This window comes from Ignavibacteriota bacterium, assembly GCA_013285405.1.
Lineage (GTDB): Bacteria > Bacteroidota > Ignavibacteria > Ignavibacteriales > Ignavibacteriaceae > IGN2.
In genome coordinates this window covers 1722423-1740674 of record CP053446.1, presented here as the reverse complement: position 1 = coordinate 1740674, position 18252 = coordinate 1722423, and the positions used below count along the sequence as shown (strand labels likewise).

Sequence of the window (18252 nt, the reverse complement as noted above, 5' to 3'; positions counted from 1 at the left end):
TCTGGATTATAACCTTCGATAAATTTTTTCTTGAATAATATCATCAAATTCATCTCCATAAAATCTTAAAAACAATTCCTTCTTTAATTCTTTGTCGGATAAATCTTTAGGCAGAGAAGATATTACAATGTCTCTGGCTGTTTCAAACATTTTTAATGCAATCAGAATTTTCTCTTCACCAGTCTTTTTCAAATAAATCTGGTTTATCATTTCTTCTATTCGAGGAGACGTATCATTCATCTGTTACTGCTTGAAATTGTTCATTAAGATTTAATTTTCTTAGCCAATTTAACAAATAATCATTTTCATAACCAGAATTAAGCAGATTTTTTATATCTTTTTTTTGGATTTCTGAACCACTCTCTCTGAACCAAATCAATTTCGAAATTATCAAGTCTTCTTTACTTACAATGAAAATTTCAAAATCTGTTAACCTTATTTTCTTCCTGCGTTCAAATTCTGATATTCTGTATTCATCATTCTTTTTTACAATGCAATCTATTTTTATTAAACTTTTAATATGTATTAAATTAAAAATGAATTCATTTTGGATTGCATCATGTATCGAGTCAACTGAAATATAGTAATCTGATGCAAAAACTGATTCCATATTTTCAACCATAGTCGGAACAATATTTACAACTAAATCGATATCCCTTGTCATTCTTGGTTGAGCATAATACGACATTGCAAGCGAACCGGTTAACATATACTGAAAGTTCAGCTTTTCAAACTTTTGTGTGACATCTTTTAATACATCAAGTTCTGTTAGCATTTGTTACAAATTTAGGCTTAAGAGTAAATACTTAAGAAATTTTATTAATTGTATTAAAATCATCTTCAAATTTATCTCCAACATATAAAACCCTTTCCAAAAATAATCCTGATGGCGGTGCTGTAAACTTTGCAACTTCATTTGATTTTTTGTGCAGATAGTTCAAAATATCACCTTCATTTTTCTTTCCTCTACCTACTTCAACAAGAACTCCAACAATTCTTCGAACCATTTTCCAGATAAAATGCGAACCGGTTATTCTTATCAAAATTAAATCTCCCTCTTCTTTCATCTGAATATTTTCTATTAAAACTCTTGTGGATTTTTCATCCGGGTCATCATCAGTGAAAGATGAAAAGTCGTGCATACCAATGAATAATTTTGAAGCCGATTCCATTTTATTAAAATCGAGTTTGTCTTTCACCCACCAAACATAATTTTTCCCAAATGCCGTTCTTCTTTTAGAAATTTGATAAATGTAACTACGTGTCTTTGCATCATGTCGTGCATGAAAATTGGTTGATGATTTTTCTACCTTTAAAATATTGATATCATACGGAAGTAGATCGTTCAATTTTATTCGAATAATTTTCGGAGAGAGAACTGTTTTAACATCCAGATGAGCAACCTGGCAAAGTGTATGAACCCCACTATCAGTTCTTCCTGAACCTTGCAGATCTATAAATTCATTTCCAAAAATTTCTTTTGCTGCTTTTACAATTGTTCCCTGAATTGTCTTTGCGTTTTCCTGTTTCTGCCAGCCCGAATAGCGGGTTCCATCGTACTCAATAAATAGTTTGAAACGAGAAAAATCTTTTGAAGGTTTAAATTTAATTTGAGATTTATTGAATTTGAAATTTTTTCTACTCGAATTCTTCCTCTTACTTTTATTCATTATAAACGCAATGATTCTTCAGCATAATCATCTGATGTTTCATACACTCGAACTTTGATTTCGTTCACGTTTTCAGGTAGTTGAGTTTTATTAATTTCATTCAAAAGATAAAGACAGATGTTTTCTGCAGTTGATTGGAAATCAACAACAACTTTTTTTGAATTCATCTTTTCTAAAAATTCAAGAACAACTTTATCGTTTTTATTTACCATAAAAGAATGATCGAGTTTTTCAATTATCGGGTTGATGATTTTTTCCACATCGTAATAATCAATGATCATTTCATCTTTGTTAAGCTCACCATCAAACTCAACGAGCATTTTGTATGAATGACCGTGAATGTTTTTGCACAGACCAAAATGATCCGGTAATCTGTGTCCCATTTCCCATCTGAACTCTTTTGCGATTTTCATAATTTTATTTCCAATTTTTCTTCTGTCATTGCGAGAATCCCGATTTATCGGGATACGAAGCAATCCCAACAATAATTTATAAACAGAGATCACTTCTCCCGACTAAAGTCGGGATCGTGATGACAAAGCACACTAAACTCCTTTTGTTTCCGGGTGCCAAATAAATTTATGCATCTGAAGTTGAAATCTTACCTCCAGTTTATCTTCCAGAATCCAGTTCACCAACTCAATCGGTTCAAGTTTGCCAAATACAACAGAGAAAAGTATTTCACACTTACCTTTCAGGTTATTTTTTTTCAATGTGTTGACTGTCCACTCATAATCTTCTCGATTGCCGATTACAAACTTTAATTCGTCTGTGGATTTCAAGTACTGCAGATTTTCATAAAGATTTTTTTTCTCCATACCACTTGATGGACATTTCAAATCCATAATAATTTTCACACGATGATCAATATCTTTTATTGCAAGACTTCCTCCTGTTTCGATCATTACTTCATATCCAAGATCGCATAGTCTTTTCATCAACTCAAGACATTCATCTATCTGAACTAGTGGCTCACCGCCGGTTACTTCAACAAGTTTGCAATTATATTTTTCAACTTCATCAATAACTTGTTGAACTGAAAAATCTTTTCCTTCGTAAAAAGCATATTCAGTATCGCAGTAAGTACAGCGAAGATTGCAGTAAGTCAATCGTACGAAAACACAAGGTCTTCCGGCACTCGTACTTTCGCCTTGAATTGAATGATATATTTCATTGATTTTTAGCATCATCAGTCATCCCGAACTTGTTTCGGGATCTTAATATTCCTTCTGAATTAAGAAAAAGACCCTGAAATTAGTTCAGGGTGACATCATAAATTGAAATAATTAGCCTTCAAAAGTTACCTTCACAAAGGTTGATTTCAAATCCCATATAACCTATATTTGGCACTCAAATTTTGACAAAAAGAAGTTATAATTAGTTAAAAAAGAAGGATTTTTATTTAATGGCAACTCATAAATCGGCTGAAAAAAGAATTAGAGTAAGTGCAAGACGACAGGTAGTTAACAAAGCAGCAGAATCCAGGATTAAATCAAGCGTTAAAAAAGTTTTAGCATCTGCAAACAAGGAAGAAGCAGAAAAACTTTATAAAGAAGCTGTAAGCATTCTTGATAAAGGAACTACAAAAGGTCTTATTAAAAAGAACACAGCTTCACGAAAAAAATCGATGATAACAAGACACCTGAACAGTTTACAGAAAAAAGCATAGCTCGCTCATAAAGAGTCTGTAAAATAATTTGTGTAAATGGGAATTAGTATTAAAGAACATTTTTTAATCTCTGGTCAAAAATAATAGATAAATGAGATAAAGCAACAGCCCAGTTCTGCACGGGCATAACAGTCCACTTTTTTGATATATCTCTGTAAGCTAAGTAAAGCATTTTTTTCAGTGCTTCATCATTGGGAAAAATGCTTCTCTGTTTTGTTACCTTTCTAAACTGACGATGCACAGCTTCAACAGCATTGGTAGTGTAAATGATTCTTCTGATTTCATCCGGATACTTGAAAAACGTAGAAGCGTGAACCCAGTTCTGTCTCCAGGTTCTGATTGATAGAGAATATTTCTTGCCCCAGTTTTCTTCCAGATTGTCAAGAGCAATCAGAGCTGCTTCTTCTGTTGGTGCCGAGTAAACTAATCGAAGTTCCTTCATAAATGATTTCTGATCTTTGCTTGCAATATATCTCAGAGTGTTTCTGATTAGGTGAATGATACAGAGCTGGATTTCTGTTCCCGGAAAAACTGTATTGATTGCTTCAGGAAAACCTTTCAGTCCATCAACACAAGCAATAAGGATATCCTGGAGACCACGATTCTTTAATTCAGTTAAAACACCAAGCCAGAAGTTTGAGCCTTCAGCTTCGCTTACCCATAAGCCCAGAAGATCCTTTTTACCCGTAATATCAAGCGCCAGACAAGTGTAAGCTGCTTTATTAGTTACCTTTCCTTCGCTGGTTACTTTGTAATGGATTGCATCGAAAAATACTATTGGGTAAACCGATTCAAGTGGACGGTTGTGCCATTCTTTGGCAAGGTCAATGATCTTATCGGTTATCTGTGAAACCAGCGATGCACTTATATCCAATCCATAGAACTCCTGAACGTGTGATTGTATATCTCTTGTGGTCATTCCCTTTGCATACATTGAGATAATTTTATCTTCAATCGGTCCCAGGGTTCGCTCATACTTTTTTACTACAATAGGATCAAATGAACCGTTGCGATCTCTGGGTACTGTTAGCTCAATTTCTCCGTTATCATTCTTCAGCGTCTTGTGGGTTTTACCGTTACGACTGTTACCTGTGTTTTTACCAGCAGGTGAGTATTTTTCATAACCCAGGTGTTCGGTAAGTTCAGCATCCAGCATTCCCTCTAAAGAGGCTTTGATGATCTTCTTGATGGCTCCTCCTTCTCCCATCAAGTCTTGATATGTTTTAGCTTTTTTAAGATCGGCTTTTAACTGCTCGATCATCTCTGGAGTAAGTTCCATTCTGTAAATCTCCTTCCTGACTACCAAAAGGTAGTTCGGATAATGGTTAAAAGTAATTAGTTTTTTGTGAAATGAAAACCCCGAAGGATTTTCGCCAAGCTAAGTGCTGCTTCGCTACGCTTCGCAGCACTTAGCTAATTTCTTACTTTAACCATTTACACAGAATTATTTACACTCCCCTCATAAATTTTTCTCACACAAAAAAGCTCTTCGAAAGAAGAGCTTTTTTATTCTACAAATCTTGAATCACTTTCTTCCCCTCACTCTCCGGCACAAAATATCTTACTGGCTGTATCTTTCCTTTTTTATCTTTCACTGCTCGAACTTTCTTTTTAACAAGTATGCTGTGCTCGATAAAAAGATTGTCAGCTATTTTCGAACCGAAAATGTATGATGTTCCTTTTATCAAAACATTTTTTCCAATTCGTAATGGGAATTCATCACTGCCGGTCATATTAACACTGGATTCAATTATTGAACCATCACCGATAACAATGTTTCCCTTGATAATATCTCCCCAGAGGATTTGCACATCGTTCCCGATTTTAAGTGTTTGTCCCGGGTAACAGGAAAGATGAACATTCTGACTTACAGAAACATTTTTCCCGAACAAAACTTTCCCGTCAACAAAAACATTTTTTCCAAGTTGCAAATTAAAATTCAGGTTCACATCTTTTCCGATATGAACACCTTTTCCAATAACAACATCAAGTGCAGCATACTTTTTATCCGCCATTAAAATATTTTCAACAACTTTTTCGTGGATGAAGAAATCATCCGGGTCTTCAATTTCAATAATGTCTTTCAGCTTTTCATAAACATTTTTCCGGGCAATAGCTTCCATTTCTTTCAACACAGACTTGTTGTTAAAGCCCATTACAACGTAATCTTTTTCGGGGCTTACAGCAGAAACAGAATAATTCTTTTCATTGAATAGTGAAATGAGATCGGTGAGATATATTTCTTTCTGAACGTTTTCACTCTTGAGTTTATTAATAAGTTCTTTCAACTTCCCAAACCGGAAAGCGAAAACACCGGAGTTGTATTCATTATTTTCAATTAGTTCTTTTTTTGTAAAAGAATACTTCTTCCCTTTATAATTTGTTACATACGACTTTCCATCAGGTAAAGCAAGAATATCTTTGTACTCCATTATCTCAATTACTTTCCCATGATCTTTTCCGGATCGTTTTCCCTTTGTGTCTTTATACTTAACTCGGATTATTCTTCCATAATTATTTTCCTTTGAATCTCCTTTGAACAGTCCTGTCAGAACAATCATATCAGCTTTTGAGTCAACAAAACTTTTTCTGAAACTTTGAAGTGTTTCGACATCTATCAATCCCATATCACCTGGAAGCACGTAAACAATTCCATCATCAGGAAAATTTTTAATACTTTTCAGAGCAACCTGAACTGCGTGTCCGGTTCCGTTCTGTTCCTCCTGGTAAGCATAAGCTGTGTTTGATTTTTTTCCAAGAACATTCAACACATCAAGTGCTTTGATTCCTACAACTACAACGGAGTTTATTCCTTTCACAGCTTTTGTGCAGGCATTGTGTACTCTTTCAACGGTTGGAATTCCCCAAATTGTGTGAAGCATTTTTGATCGCTGAGATTTTATTCTTTTGCCGTGACCGGCTGCAAGAATGATCGCAAGTTCTTTGCTTTTTGGATTGAAAGGTGAGGACAATTTTTTTATATGTTTTATAATTTCTTTTTTATCGGTGTTTTGCATATACAGTGAATAGTCAAAGTTGTTTTTATTTTAAATATTTATCCAAAAATAATGATGAGAGCTTAATTTTAACTCTCATTTGTTTCTTCTTTATATCGAATGAATAATGCAACGTTCAATCCGACTGTAAAATAAATCAGTGTCGCAATTTCCTGGTCCCAGAAATTAAGTTCAGATAATCCAGCAATAAGGATATTGACAAAAGCAGCCAACGCTCCAAGTGAGTAAGATGCGATAAACGGTTTACCTTTTGTAGATTTATAAATCCGGCTGATTTTAATTATAATCATAATAAACATATACATTATAGCTGAGAGCCCGAACAATCCCAGAGTAGCCAGAAAATGAAAATAGTTGTTGTGAAGATGTCCGTGTATTTCTTTGTCATAAGGACGTTTGTAATGAACATAATACTTTTCAATTCCAATGTCACCAACACCAAACAAAGGATAATCTTTAAATATTTCCCAGCCACCGCGCCAGAGTGCTAAACGATTAAAATTCTGCTGAAGATACGGATCGAAGAAGCTTAAAAGTCTTCCACGGTTTATGTATGTGCAATAAATATTTCCATCAGAATAATTGAAGTTCGTTGGTTTTGGTGAAACCTGATCACTTGCTATAATCTCAAATTTCTGATTTTCATTAACTTTAAGTTTATAAATTGTTCCATTACCAGTAAGCACAGCAAGGATATCTCCGTCACTATCAATCCTGTTGACGTGACTGATCTCTTTCGGATGATCTTTTAATACAATCTGATTATTTTCTAATCTGTACATCCACACACATTCTGAATTACCAACGATCATATTTCCTTCAAAGAAGTAAATTCTCCTCAAATTATCAACGTCTTTTTTAGCAATCAATTTACCAGGAAAATTTCCTTCTCTGGAATAAACTGCTGCGCCTGGTCCATCTCCAGCAAAGAAAAATGATGAGGAGTCAACAAACATTTTAATAAAGCCTTTTAACTCAGGAAAACGTACTGGTGTAGTTGCTTCGGTTATCGAATTATAAAATGTAAGTCCGCTATCAATGTCTAAAGTATAGAGTGATTTATCAAGTAAGAAAAAATCTTTTGTATTCCCGGGGGGTAAAATTTCATTTATCTGATTGATTTCCTGATTATTTTTTTTGAATATTAAAAATCGTGTGTCAATCAGTTGAGCGATGAATATGCTGTCATCAACTTTCAAAAAAGAAGTAGCGGGTTCGGGAGTTGCAATTTTTCTTACGAGAACTGAATCTTTATAAAACAAAAGTCCGTTTTCATAATCGTTAATTATAAATAAGCTGTCATCTTTTGCAACTGACCAAGCTCTTCCATCAGTTTTGAATGAATAAAGTTTTTTAGCCCTTGACCCTTCAAAATTATAAACACTTACCTGGCTGACGTTCTTATCAATTAAGAATAATACTATTCCGGCAATGAAAATCGGAACAAGGATTTTCCATTTTTTTTTGATAATGAGAATAAGCACGATTCCAATTGCAACACCCATCCAACCAGTACGTTTGAAGGTTGCGATCAATGTTAAAACTGAAATGGCAAAACCAGCATATAATAACAGTTTGACTTTCCAACTTGCTTTTTCGTTAATTATAAATGCAAAAAGAAATAATACTGCAAAGCTGATTATTTCGCTCGTGGTTATCGGGTTCTGAATTAATGCCGGACCGGATTCAGTTATTAAATATTGATTGTTCAGATAATATTGAAAAGCGAAAACAAGGTAAACAATTCCCGTGATTAAAGAACCAACAATAAAGAGATTAAAAAAGTTTTTGCCGCGTTTCAAATTTGTTGTTACTACTATCGTGGTATAAAGAACAGGAATCAGCAGCGCTCTTTTTGTAAAGAAATGAAATGCCTGCGCCTGATACTCTGATAATATAAGTGATATAATTTCAGCAAGCATATACAATGCAAATGCAAGTTCAAGTCCTGTTTTGCTGAATGGATTTTTTCTTGTTAGAAATGCTTTGATCAGTATAAAAAGAAGTGCGCCAAAATATCCAATCTGGTTAACAAAGATTGAATTGCTAAGACTTAAAATGAATATGACGAATAATGAAAGTATTACCCAATCAAGAATTTTATAATCCTTAGTTCCCTGAATTTCGTTCAATAGTTACACCTGAATTGTATTTGGAATGACAGCGTTTTATTTAATAATGATGCAGGATATTTACTCATTTATGGTTTAAATTTAATGTCCCCAGTATCTAAATCATAATATATTTACCCTGCTAAATTAAAAAGATTAAATAATTAAATTTTAGTGACTATCTTTTCACACAAGATTATTATTAGTTGTATCAAATGAAAGTTTTTTGGCGATTCTTTAAATATCTTAAGCCGTACATCAAACCTCTCGCTGCTGCAAATTTTTTCATGCTGCTATTTGTTATTTTCAGTCTTGCTTCAATCGGTCTTGTTATGCCGTTTATAGATCTGTTATTTAATCAATCACCTGACAAACTAAGTACCGAAGTCAGTTTCAGTATCGTCAATATCAAGGAGTGGCTCTCATATCAATTGAATCAGTTTGTTCAATCATACTCAAAAATTGAACTCGTTACATATTTATGCGTCCTGATAATTCTCGTCTTCCTGCTTAAAAATCTCTTTTCATATTTGCAGACATGGTTTATGTCTTTCGTTGAGCAGGGAATAATAAGAGATATCAGGCTCCAGCTATATACTCACTTTCACAAATTATCTCTCGGTTATTTCACGGAAGAGAAAAAGGGGATATTAATTTCAAGAATAATTAATGACGTCCAGATAATAAAAGATTCAATGATAGCGGTAATAAATAGTATTTTCCGGGATCCTCCGCTCATCATAATTTTTTCTGCTGTACTTTTTATTTTCAACTGGCAGTTGACATTACTGATTTTTGCATTACTTCCTGTTACAGGATTTATACTTGCTAAAATAAGCGACTCATTGAAAAGAAAAAGCATCAGATCACAGGAAAGAATTGCAGAAATCACTTCGATACTCGATGAAACTTTTGGTGCGATGAGAATTGTAAAAGCCTTTGGGATGGAACAATATGAAGTAGAAAGATTTCGTGAAGAAGAAAAAAAATATTTTAACCTGCTTACAACTCTAGTAAGAAGAAGAGCTCTTGCTTCTCCAATAACAGAAACTCTTGGAGTTATAACTATATCAATAATACTTTACTTTATTGGCAGCCAGATTGTGCAGGGCAAAAGCGATATGACTCCGGGTGCATTCTTTGTATTCCTTGGAATATTTTTCCAGATGATGCCTTCAATAAAACTGATTGGACAGGTTTTTAACAGCATACAGGAAGGTATTGCTGCATCAGAGAGAGTTTTTTCAATTCTTGATACAACTCCAAAAATAGTTGACGCTCCAAATGCTGTTGAATTAAAATCTTTTAATAAGAAAATTCAATTTCAGAACGTTAGTTTCAAATATGAAAAAAGTGATTTAGTGCTTAGTAACATCAATGTGGAAATAAATAAAGGAGAAGTTTTGGCAATAGTTGGGCCCAGCGGAGCCGGAAAATCCAGCCTCGTTGATCTTATCCCGCGCTTTTATGATGTTACAGGCGGGCAAGTACTGATTGACGATATAGATATTAGAAATATCTCAATGAAATCGCTTCGCTCTTTTATTGGTGTTGTTACTCAGGAAACAATATTATTCAATGACACAATAAGAAATAACATCGCTTATGGATTACAAGACGTTCCGATGGATCGAATAATTGAAGCTGCAAAAGCTGCTAATGCAGATAATTTTATTCAACCGTTGAAAGACGGTTATGAAACGGTTATTGGTGATCGCGGAACCAAATTATCTGGTGGAGAAAGACAACGCCTTTCCATTGCGCGTGCATTGTTAAAAAATCCTCCGATATTAATACTTGATGAGGCAACTTCATCTCTTGATACAGAATCTGAAGTGTTGGTTCAGCAGGCAATTGAAAGATTAATGAAAGGAAGAACTTCAATCGTTATTGCACACAGATTATCTACTATTCAAAAAGCAAATAAAATTATTGTGATCAGCGACGGCGAAATTGTTGAAGAGGGCGCACACGAGGAACTTTTATTAAGGAACGGTCTTTATCACAAACTCTATTATATGCAGTTCAAACTCAACGAAAAATGAAAGTAAGCGGTTTCACAATAATAAGAAATGGTATAAAGTATTTTTATCCTTTCCGTGAAGCTATTCTAAGTATTCTTCCGCTGTGTGACGAGCTGATTGTAAATGTCGGTGACTCTGAAGATAAAACTTTTGAAGCAGTAAAATCGATTGATAGTAACAAGATCAAAATAATCAGCAGAACATGGGATATGACATTGCGCGAAGGGGGAAAGTTATTATCTGTTGAAACAAATGCAGCTTTAACAGAATGTTCTGGTGATTGGGGAGTTTATATCCAGGCAGATGAAATTCTCCACGAAAAGTATCTTGATACAGTAATGATCGCTATGAAGAAATATTTCAGTAACGATAATGTTGAAGGATTACGATTCAGATACAAACATTTCTACGGAAGCTATGATTACGTTCAGGATAACTACAGAAATTGGTATTTCAAAGAAAGCCGGGTCATCAAACTTAACAAAGATATTGTGTCGTGGGGCGATGCAACGAACTTTAAACATAAAGTCGGCTCATCAATAAATTCTGTTGACATAGATGCTGAAATATATCATTACGGTTGGGTCAGACCACCGGATACAATGATGATGAAAAGAAAAGACTTTCACAAACTTTATCACACAGACGAAGAAATAAACCAATCTCCACTTACTTCGCTTAAATTTGATGACCTCGGAAATCTGATAAAGTTTAAAGGTACTCATCCTGAAGTAATGAAAACCCGAATTGAAATGACTAACTGGGAATTTGATGCAAAGCTCGATCAGCAGCGACCTGATTGGATCAGGAGAATCCTGGTTTTTCTTTTCCCACTCACGAAGAGACTTAAAAAAATATTAAACTTTCAAAAGTAGTTATTTGTCTGCCAGTAGTGGCATCGTTACAAGACCGCATCCCTGTCTGGGTTTAATAATATCTATAACTTTATTTTTATCCAGATTGAAAATGTTTATCACAGAACTGTTATCAAACCCATCATCAAAAATCAGCAAATCATTCAGGCTGATAAAGTTCTTAAGCCCTGCCCCGCTGAATGCACCAATTAATGAATCTGCTTCCATCGAGTAGATAAATAATTCTGAGGTTTCGGGATTTTTAGTTTTAACCGTTTCATTTTGCAGATCAAGTGTTGAGATGAATAAATACTTTTCATCCTCGCTCCAGTTGAGTTTATTCAGTTTGTGCTTCATCACTGAGATAAATTCAAGTGAATCGCCGTCCGCTTTTTTTAAAAATACAGTGTCTTGTTTGAATGAAACTCCAAATTTCCCGGACGGAGATAAACTTGAATTTCCAGGTGGTAATATTTGAGGGAAACCGTTTTTAAGAATGTCAATTGTCCTGATCTCACTGTCAACCAGCTTGCCGTAATGGTCAAAAACTTTTGTGTATTGATTAACATAATTTGCGATTGTTTTATCCACAGCAGTAAATATTAACTCCAGGTTTTCATCATCATTCCATCGTGCTGTGAACTGAACGCCATCTCCGATATCATCAATTTGTTTTATCTCGGAAAGATCGTTTGAAATTATAAACAGCTTTAATCCGCTGAACGAAGGAATATTTTCAGTATTTATAATTTTATCTGCAGTAAGAAAATATGCCGCGAAATTCCCGGGTTTATAAATCAGCATAACAACATTTTCACGAGGGTGCCACCAAACAGGTTTGTATTTTTTCTTTCTCAAATCATATTGATTAACACCAACTTTATCGAACCACTCAGTTAAAAATAGAAAATTTTTATGGTCGTTTGAAGTTAAAGTATCTGAAATTCCAGTTGTGCCGGTTTGCTGTTCCGTTTTGCCTGCGTCTTTGCAGGAAGTAATAAGAATAAGTAAAAGAACTGTTAATGATATTTTTATATAGAATAAAGCCATCAGATTATTAGCTCAATTTCTGGTTTAAGTATATTAAAAATAATAAAAGTGCTGTTTAAAGAATTGATGTGTTATATTTTTTGAACAAATTATTTTCTGCGAGACTAATAAAAAAGGCCGGGTTGTTTTGCCCGACCGCTTGTCACTGCTAAAGGAAAATACTCTTTTAGTGGTACTATCTTCGAAGAATTATCTTAGCAGGATCATCTTCTTTGTGTCAATAAAATTATTTGTTTTCACTTGATAAAAGTATATACCGCTCGATAGATGACTGGCATTAAAATTTATTGTATATGTGCCTTCTGGTTTTTCTTCATTAACAAGCACTTCAACTTCCCTTCCAAGAATATCATATATTTTCATTGCAACAAAACCATTATTAGCAATAGAATATTTGATTTGAGTGCTAGGATTAAAAGGATTTGGGTAATTCTGCTCCAATTTATAATCAGTCAAAGGACTAATATTATTTTTCGTTTTGTTTTCCTTACCTAAATACTCACTACAAGATAAATATGTATTCACCAGATTTATGTTTTCAGTTTGATTGAAATATTCTTCAGCAACACCTTCAAGTATCAATTTAACACTTAAATCGTACCGCTGATTTAACCTATTAAATGGGATTGTCAGGTTACCTGATATTGTTCTTTTTATTGAATCCAATGGAAGTGTATAAGAATCAGAAGTATATAAAGTATTTCCTGTTGTTCTGTCAATTAATTTTAATTTTAAGGAAACATCGTTTGTATTGATTGCTTTTATTTTAGACAAGTTCTTTATTACAGCTTCGTACTCAAATGCGATTTTTTTATACAAATTTGACCGCGGAATAGAATCACTGAATAAAACGTTAAGCACATCACTAAAATTCTGAAAAGTAAAGTTTGCATCAAGTTCTTCTGGTTCCAGAGGATAACTGTTATTGTTAATGTCTTTTAATTGAAAATTACCGAGCTGCAAAGAGAGAATGGCGTCAAGTGCTGAGTTACTGAATTCTGCTCGCCTGAACGTCTCAAGTGAATCGGCGTCTCCAAAATCATCCTGATTTTCTTCACAACCGATACAAGTATTACAATCGTATGGTGCATCACCCGCAGAAGTCCAGAAATAAGCAAAATCATATGGTAAATCTTTATCAATGGAGTTAACAAATCTTGCATTTGTCTGTATAGAAGGAATAAACTCAGTAGACGAATGATCCCACCGTGTGCCGTCATTAATAACTTTCTTAATATCCAGGTCATCACCAGTATACCAATAAAGTGTAACACCTCCGTTTGTATCAAGGTGTCCAAATGTTGACGGCTGAAAACTCATATACTGATTATTTCTGAATTCTGTAATTGGTGTTCCAATCCCACCGGATGTTGATATTCTTTTATGAAGTATTGAGTTTGTTTGATATACCCAATTCTCTCCTTGCCAGGAGATATGAAAGTAATTCAATGCATCGCTTGTAACAGAACTTTTCGTACTGCTTGAAATATATGCAGACTGAAAAATTGAAGATGAGATAGCAGACCAACTTCCTCCTGCCGTTAAAAAAGCATAAATGTTGCCCATATAATCACACGTAAGCAATATCTCCCCAAGCCCGTTTACAGTTATGCTCGAGTTCCTGTACCCTGTCGAAGTATTAGGTATTTTATGAACTGAACCCTGTTGACTATAATAATAAATTTGAGAATCAGGTGTCCAGGCGAATAAGTTTATATGATATATTCCATCGGAGTTTCTATAGGCGATCATAACTTCAGGTAAACCATCAGTGCTTGAATAATTATTATCAATATTTTCAGCAGCAACTATTACTGGCAGAGGATCTGTTGGAGAAGAAAAATATACTTCATCATCATTAATTGTCATTGGAGACCAGCCTGTCATTGACGTATACATTCCTTTAATTTTGTATTTATGCTGACTCCCGTCTAAACCTAAGTATTGCTGCCAGGTTATGTATAAATAGTTATCCATTGTGGTTATACTTGGAAATTTATTTTCACCGGTGCCATCGCTTAAACGAACAGGTGCCTGCCAGCTATTTCCGTTATTAGTACTTTTACGATAAAAAATTTCTCCACCTGAAGTAAATACGATGTGATAATTTCCAGCATTGTCTTTCACTAATTTTCTTTGACCGTTTAAAGATGTTGCGGTATGATCTAGTGATTTATTTTCATAAGCAAATCTTAAATCACTTTCATATTTTGCAATGTAAACTTCTGGATTATTATCTCTATAATCAGTCCAAATTGGGAACACTCTGTTTCCTACACTAGATGTAATACCTAAATAATCATTATTACTGCAAAGATTACAATTTCTTGGGTCACTTATGGAATTGGTAAAATTAGTAATTTTATAATCATGTAAATAAAATGAATTTTCATCTTTAAATAATTCTGATACATAGACATTTAATTCCCAATCTTCAAGGTTGTAATAAGCCAAGTGAATGTTCCCATTAGAATCTGTACTTAACCATGGAAAAAGCTGATGTCCCGAAGTCAACTCAGTAGCAATTTCAGGGCTAGTCCAATTTTCTCCATCATCTTCAGAAATAATATAATAGATGTTTAAATCTTCACCAATATCTTTTTGAACAAAAACTATGCATATGTCTCCATCTGGTTTAAATGCAATGGTCGGATTACTATAATTTCTAAGTGCTCCAAATTTTTGATTGGTGGAGACTCTAATATTTGGTGCTGCAATAATTAAAGGTTCAAAACTTATCCCATTATCAGTTGATCTTCGGATTCTTATTGAACTACCGGAATCATTATACTGTTCACCTTGAAGCCATACTACATAAACATCGCCATTGGGGGAAACAGCAGGTACTGTCCCAGCAAAATATGAGAACGATGTATATTCATTAATAAATTCCGGTAATAAATAATTATCTAAAACTTCATCAAGTTTTTGTAAACCTTGCCAATTTGAAGCATTGTCTGAGTAGGTAAAATAAACTTCATTTGACTCACCTGTTAATAATATGTATGCTAAATAAAATCTATTAATTTCAGGATCAAAAGATATATACGGTTTATCAATATAAGAGTGATTACTAACCTCTATGTTATTCCAATCAATACCGTTGTTTGTTGAATTTGCAACATAAGGGAATCTACTTGGAATATAAGCCATATAAGAATAATACAAGTTGTTATTTAAGTCAAATATACATGAAGGATCAGCCCCTCTTGTTAAACCTGTAGGAAGAGGTATTAAATTATTGGACCAAGTTATTCCTCCATCTGTTGAGATCCCATACCCTGGTTTATTATTAACACCATCGCTAAAATCCATCCACGTAGCAAACAAATGATTTGGGTTGTTCGGATTGACTGCGATAGCAGTTTCGTATTGTTCCTCAGAATTGTTTGTAATATTAATATTGTCAACCTTATAAGTTTGACAAAAATTATTAAAGGAAATAAATAACATAATTAAAAAGATAATTTTTTTCATTTTTTCCTCCTGTTATTGAAGTGATTAAAATTTAATTACCTTTATTACTTACTTCGTTAATATAATTTTTTTATTAATTACACCCATTTCAGTGCTCAATTGTAAGAAATAAACTCCTGAAGCTAATTTTGGGGAGTTGAATTGTATTTCTCTTCTCCCTTCAAATTGATATTCATCAACCAAAGTTTCTATTTCCCTGCCAAGTATATCAAAAACTTTTAATGTAACAGTTCCTGATTGAGGCAAATAATAGGAGATATTTGTACTGCTGTTAAATGGATTTGGATAGTTCTGGAAAAAAGTTAATTCCGATAGTGATGTAAAAATTTCATTTTCAATCGAAGTTATAAAATCTGCCTTATACACAATTATTCCTCTGCTTCTGTTTCCCACAAAAACCAGATTGCCAGATGCGGCTACAGCAGAGACATCAACTTCTCTTATATATCCTTCTAAGTATGGATCAGTTGAATCAGAAATATTTATTGCTTCTAAATTCCTGCTTAATCCTAAAAATAAAAAATCATTTATTATGGTTATGTCAGCTGACCCAATTCCCGAACTGAAAGGGAAATAATTTTTTATTAATAATGGTGATGATGGATTTTCTATATTATATATATAAAGTCCACCCATAAAACAAAATAACAGATTGTTTTTTATTAATAGAGAAAGTGATAATCCTTCTGTAAGAGAAGTAATATTAATAGGTGGCTTAGTTTTTAAATCATAAAGTTGTGTCCCCATATGTTTTTCAGAACTAAATAAAATTCCATCCTTAAATCCTAAATCCATAATAAATCCTATTGCTGAAAAGCTGTCAATTAAGGCAGGTACATAGGGATCTTCAATATTAATAATACCAAAATAATCTTTATCCATTGAAGCTATTAGAATTGTATCAATTAAAAGCAATGCTCCCGCATCCCTAAATGATTTATTAAACTCTAACTCCGAGATAAAAAATGGATTTAAAGGATTTTTTGTATTTATAATAACTAAGGAATGATCGGTTAGAACGTAGGTTATACTATCACTTACTTCTAAATCTTTATAAGCTGATTTATCCTGATATTGTCCAATGACTTTCAATTTTACAGGGTTAGAATAGTCAATAATTTTTAATCCGCCATAATAAGAAGCGCTATATAATAAATTATTTATTTTATCAATCCTTGTGATAAAATCTGATGTAAAAAATGACCCCAAATAAAATGTTGAGTCAATATTCTCAATATTTACAATATCAAAACCTGAATAGAAAGAAATTAGAAGATTATTTTCACCAACTGAATGATTAAAAGTAAATGGAGAATAATTTGTATTTATATGCTCAATCTCTACAGGATTATTATTTGTTATATTAATTATAGAAAACCCTTTAGTATACAAAGAAGCAAATGCAATTGTATCTTTAACTGATATTTCAATGGGCACATCCTCAAACTTCAAACCTGTTAATAAATTTGGGTTTAAAGGGTTAGAAATATTATAAATTCTAAATTGGGGTTGAGAAAGGCAGCCTGCATATAACAGTGTATCTTTAACGAATAAACCTCCTCCAACATATCCAATAAATTTACCATTAACCCAGACAGGGTTGTTTTTATCAGTAATATCAAAAATATCAATCACTAAACCATCGTATGTTGTTGCATATAAATAGTTATCATAAATGGCAATTGAATTTACCATCTCCCCCGATGTTCCAGCGTAACCTAACACATCAGGATTGTGGGGGTCTTCAATATCCACTATACTAATCGATGAGAATCCTCCCAGGTAAGCATGATTTCCTTGAATATAAATTTCATCCAAACCACCACTAATTAATTCAAAAAAAATAATTTCTGGGTTATATGGATCTGTAATATCAATAACTGTAAATGGTGCAAGGAGGTAAGCATAACTTCCATTAATTTCGATATCATAAACAATTCCTTCAGGCAATAAGACTTCACCCAACACTATTGGTTCAGAAGGATTACTTATATTTATAACCTGAAAGTATCCTCCATTGCCAGCGTAAGCCAAATTACCTTCAACTACTACATCCATACAGGGCCCGATTGCAAAATGGCTTAGTTGTGTTAAGTTGCTGTCAACTGATTGATTTAAGTTAAACTCAGAATACAAATTCTTGTAGTAACTAAAATCTCTTTCAGGAGTAACTCCTTCATTCATTGGTGTTGTAATATTTTGCGGTTGAGAAAGGAGGAATGATGAATTAGATAAGATTAAAATCAACCAAATACGTAGCGTTCTTTTCCTAATTTTCAAAATTTCCGGTATCATTTGTTTTACCTTATTTCACATAAATAAACATTAGGTTTTCATTAAAATAAATTTCAGATGAAACATAATAAATAGATTTTAGAAT

The 18252-nt window shown here is 33.4% G+C and carries 14 protein-coding genes; 3 read left to right on the top strand and 11 right to left on the bottom strand.

The window, feature by feature from the left end; genetic code table 11:
- Nucleotides 1-6: 6 nt before the first annotated feature.
- The 5 genes from HND39_07530 to HND39_07510 form a co-directional block, all read right to left on the bottom strand.
- A complete protein-coding gene (locus HND39_07530; protein ID QKJ96147.1) occupies nucleotides 7-240 on the bottom strand; it encodes a hypothetical protein in 234 nt (77 codons plus the stop codon).
- Entirely contained in the window at nucleotides 233-775 is a 543-nt protein-coding gene (locus HND39_07525) for a hypothetical protein (protein ID QKJ96146.1), read from the bottom strand. Before HND39_07525 ends, HND39_07530 begins: the two co-directional genes overlap by 8 nt.
- A 31-nt stretch (nucleotides 776-806) precedes the next feature.
- Nucleotides 807-1670 (bottom strand): tRNA pseudouridine(38-40) synthase TruA, encoded by an 864-nt coding sequence (gene truA / locus HND39_07520; protein ID QKJ96145.1) that lies wholly within the window; start codon nucleotides 1668-1670, stop codon nucleotides 807-809.
- Nucleotides 1670-2083, bottom strand: a complete 414-nt coding sequence (locus tag HND39_07515) for a 6-carboxytetrahydropterin synthase (protein ID QKJ96144.1) — start codon at nucleotides 2081-2083, stop codon at nucleotides 1670-1672. The genes truA and HND39_07515 overlap by 1 nt, the downstream gene beginning before the upstream one ends.
- Before the next feature lie 132 nt (nucleotides 2084-2215).
- Nucleotides 2216-2857 (bottom strand): radical SAM protein, encoded by a 642-nt coding sequence (locus tag HND39_07510; protein ID QKJ97922.1) that lies wholly within the window; start codon nucleotides 2855-2857, stop codon nucleotides 2216-2218.
- A 218-nt stretch (nucleotides 2858-3075) separates the two neighbouring features.
- Here HND39_07510 and rpsT point away from each other — a divergent pair, with 218 nt between their 5' ends.
- The gene (gene rpsT, locus HND39_07505; GenBank protein QKJ96143.1) at nucleotides 3076-3339 is read left to right on the top strand and encodes a 30S ribosomal protein S20; all 264 of its coding nucleotides are present in this window, start codon (nucleotides 3076-3078) and stop codon (nucleotides 3337-3339) included.
- 49 nt (nucleotides 3340-3388) lie between these two features.
- Here the strand turns inward: rpsT and HND39_07500 are convergent, their stop codons facing one another.
- From HND39_07500 to HND39_07490, 3 genes are all read right to left on the bottom strand, one after another.
- A complete protein-coding gene (locus HND39_07500) occupies nucleotides 3389-4600 on the bottom strand; it encodes an IS256 family transposase (GenBank protein ID QKJ97921.1) in 1212 nt (403 codons plus the stop codon).
- Between the two features lie 250 nt (nucleotides 4601-4850).
- The gene (locus HND39_07495) at nucleotides 4851-6356 is read right to left on the bottom strand and encodes an NTP transferase domain-containing protein (GenBank protein QKJ96142.1); all 1506 of its coding nucleotides are present in this window, start codon (nucleotides 6354-6356) and stop codon (nucleotides 4851-4853) included.
- A 68-nt stretch (nucleotides 6357-6424) separates the two neighbouring features.
- A complete protein-coding gene (locus tag HND39_07490; protein QKJ96141.1) occupies nucleotides 6425-8488 on the bottom strand; it encodes an O-antigen ligase family protein in 2064 nt (687 codons plus the stop codon).
- A 194-nt stretch (nucleotides 8489-8682) separates the two neighbouring features.
- Between HND39_07490 and HND39_07485 the strand changes: the two genes are divergently transcribed.
- Both HND39_07485 and HND39_07480 read left to right on the top strand, forming a co-directional pair.
- On the top strand, nucleotides 8683-10512 hold the full coding sequence (locus HND39_07485) for an ABC transporter ATP-binding protein (GenBank protein QKJ96140.1): 1830 nt from the start codon (nucleotides 8683-8685) through the stop codon (nucleotides 10510-10512).
- A complete protein-coding gene (locus HND39_07480; GenBank protein ID QKJ96139.1) occupies nucleotides 10509-11366 on the top strand; it encodes a glycosyltransferase family 2 protein in 858 nt (285 codons plus the stop codon). The genes HND39_07485 and HND39_07480 overlap by 4 nt, the downstream gene beginning before the upstream one ends.
- On the opposite strand, the gene HND39_07475 is transcribed toward HND39_07480, so the two are convergent.
- The 3 genes from HND39_07475 to HND39_07465 all read right to left on the bottom strand — a co-directional run bounded on the left by HND39_07475 (nucleotide 11367) and on the right by HND39_07465 (nucleotide 18167).
- Nucleotides 11367-12395 carry a hypothetical protein gene (locus tag HND39_07475; protein QKJ96138.1) on the bottom strand — a complete coding sequence of 343 codons (1029 nt, stop codon included), beginning with the start codon at nucleotides 12393-12395 and terminating at the stop codon, nucleotides 11367-11369.
- Between the two features lie 189 nt (nucleotides 12396-12584).
- Nucleotides 12585-13715 carry a T9SS type A sorting domain-containing protein gene (locus HND39_07470; GenBank protein ID QKJ97920.1) on the bottom strand — a complete coding sequence of 377 codons (1131 nt, stop codon included), beginning with the start codon at nucleotides 13713-13715 and terminating at the stop codon, nucleotides 12585-12587.
- Between the two features lie 2205 nt (nucleotides 13716-15920).
- Nucleotides 15921-18167, bottom strand: a complete 2247-nt coding sequence (locus HND39_07465; GenBank protein QKJ96137.1) for a T9SS type A sorting domain-containing protein — start codon at nucleotides 18165-18167, stop codon at nucleotides 15921-15923.
- Between the last annotated feature and the right edge of the window lie 85 nt (nucleotides 18168-18252).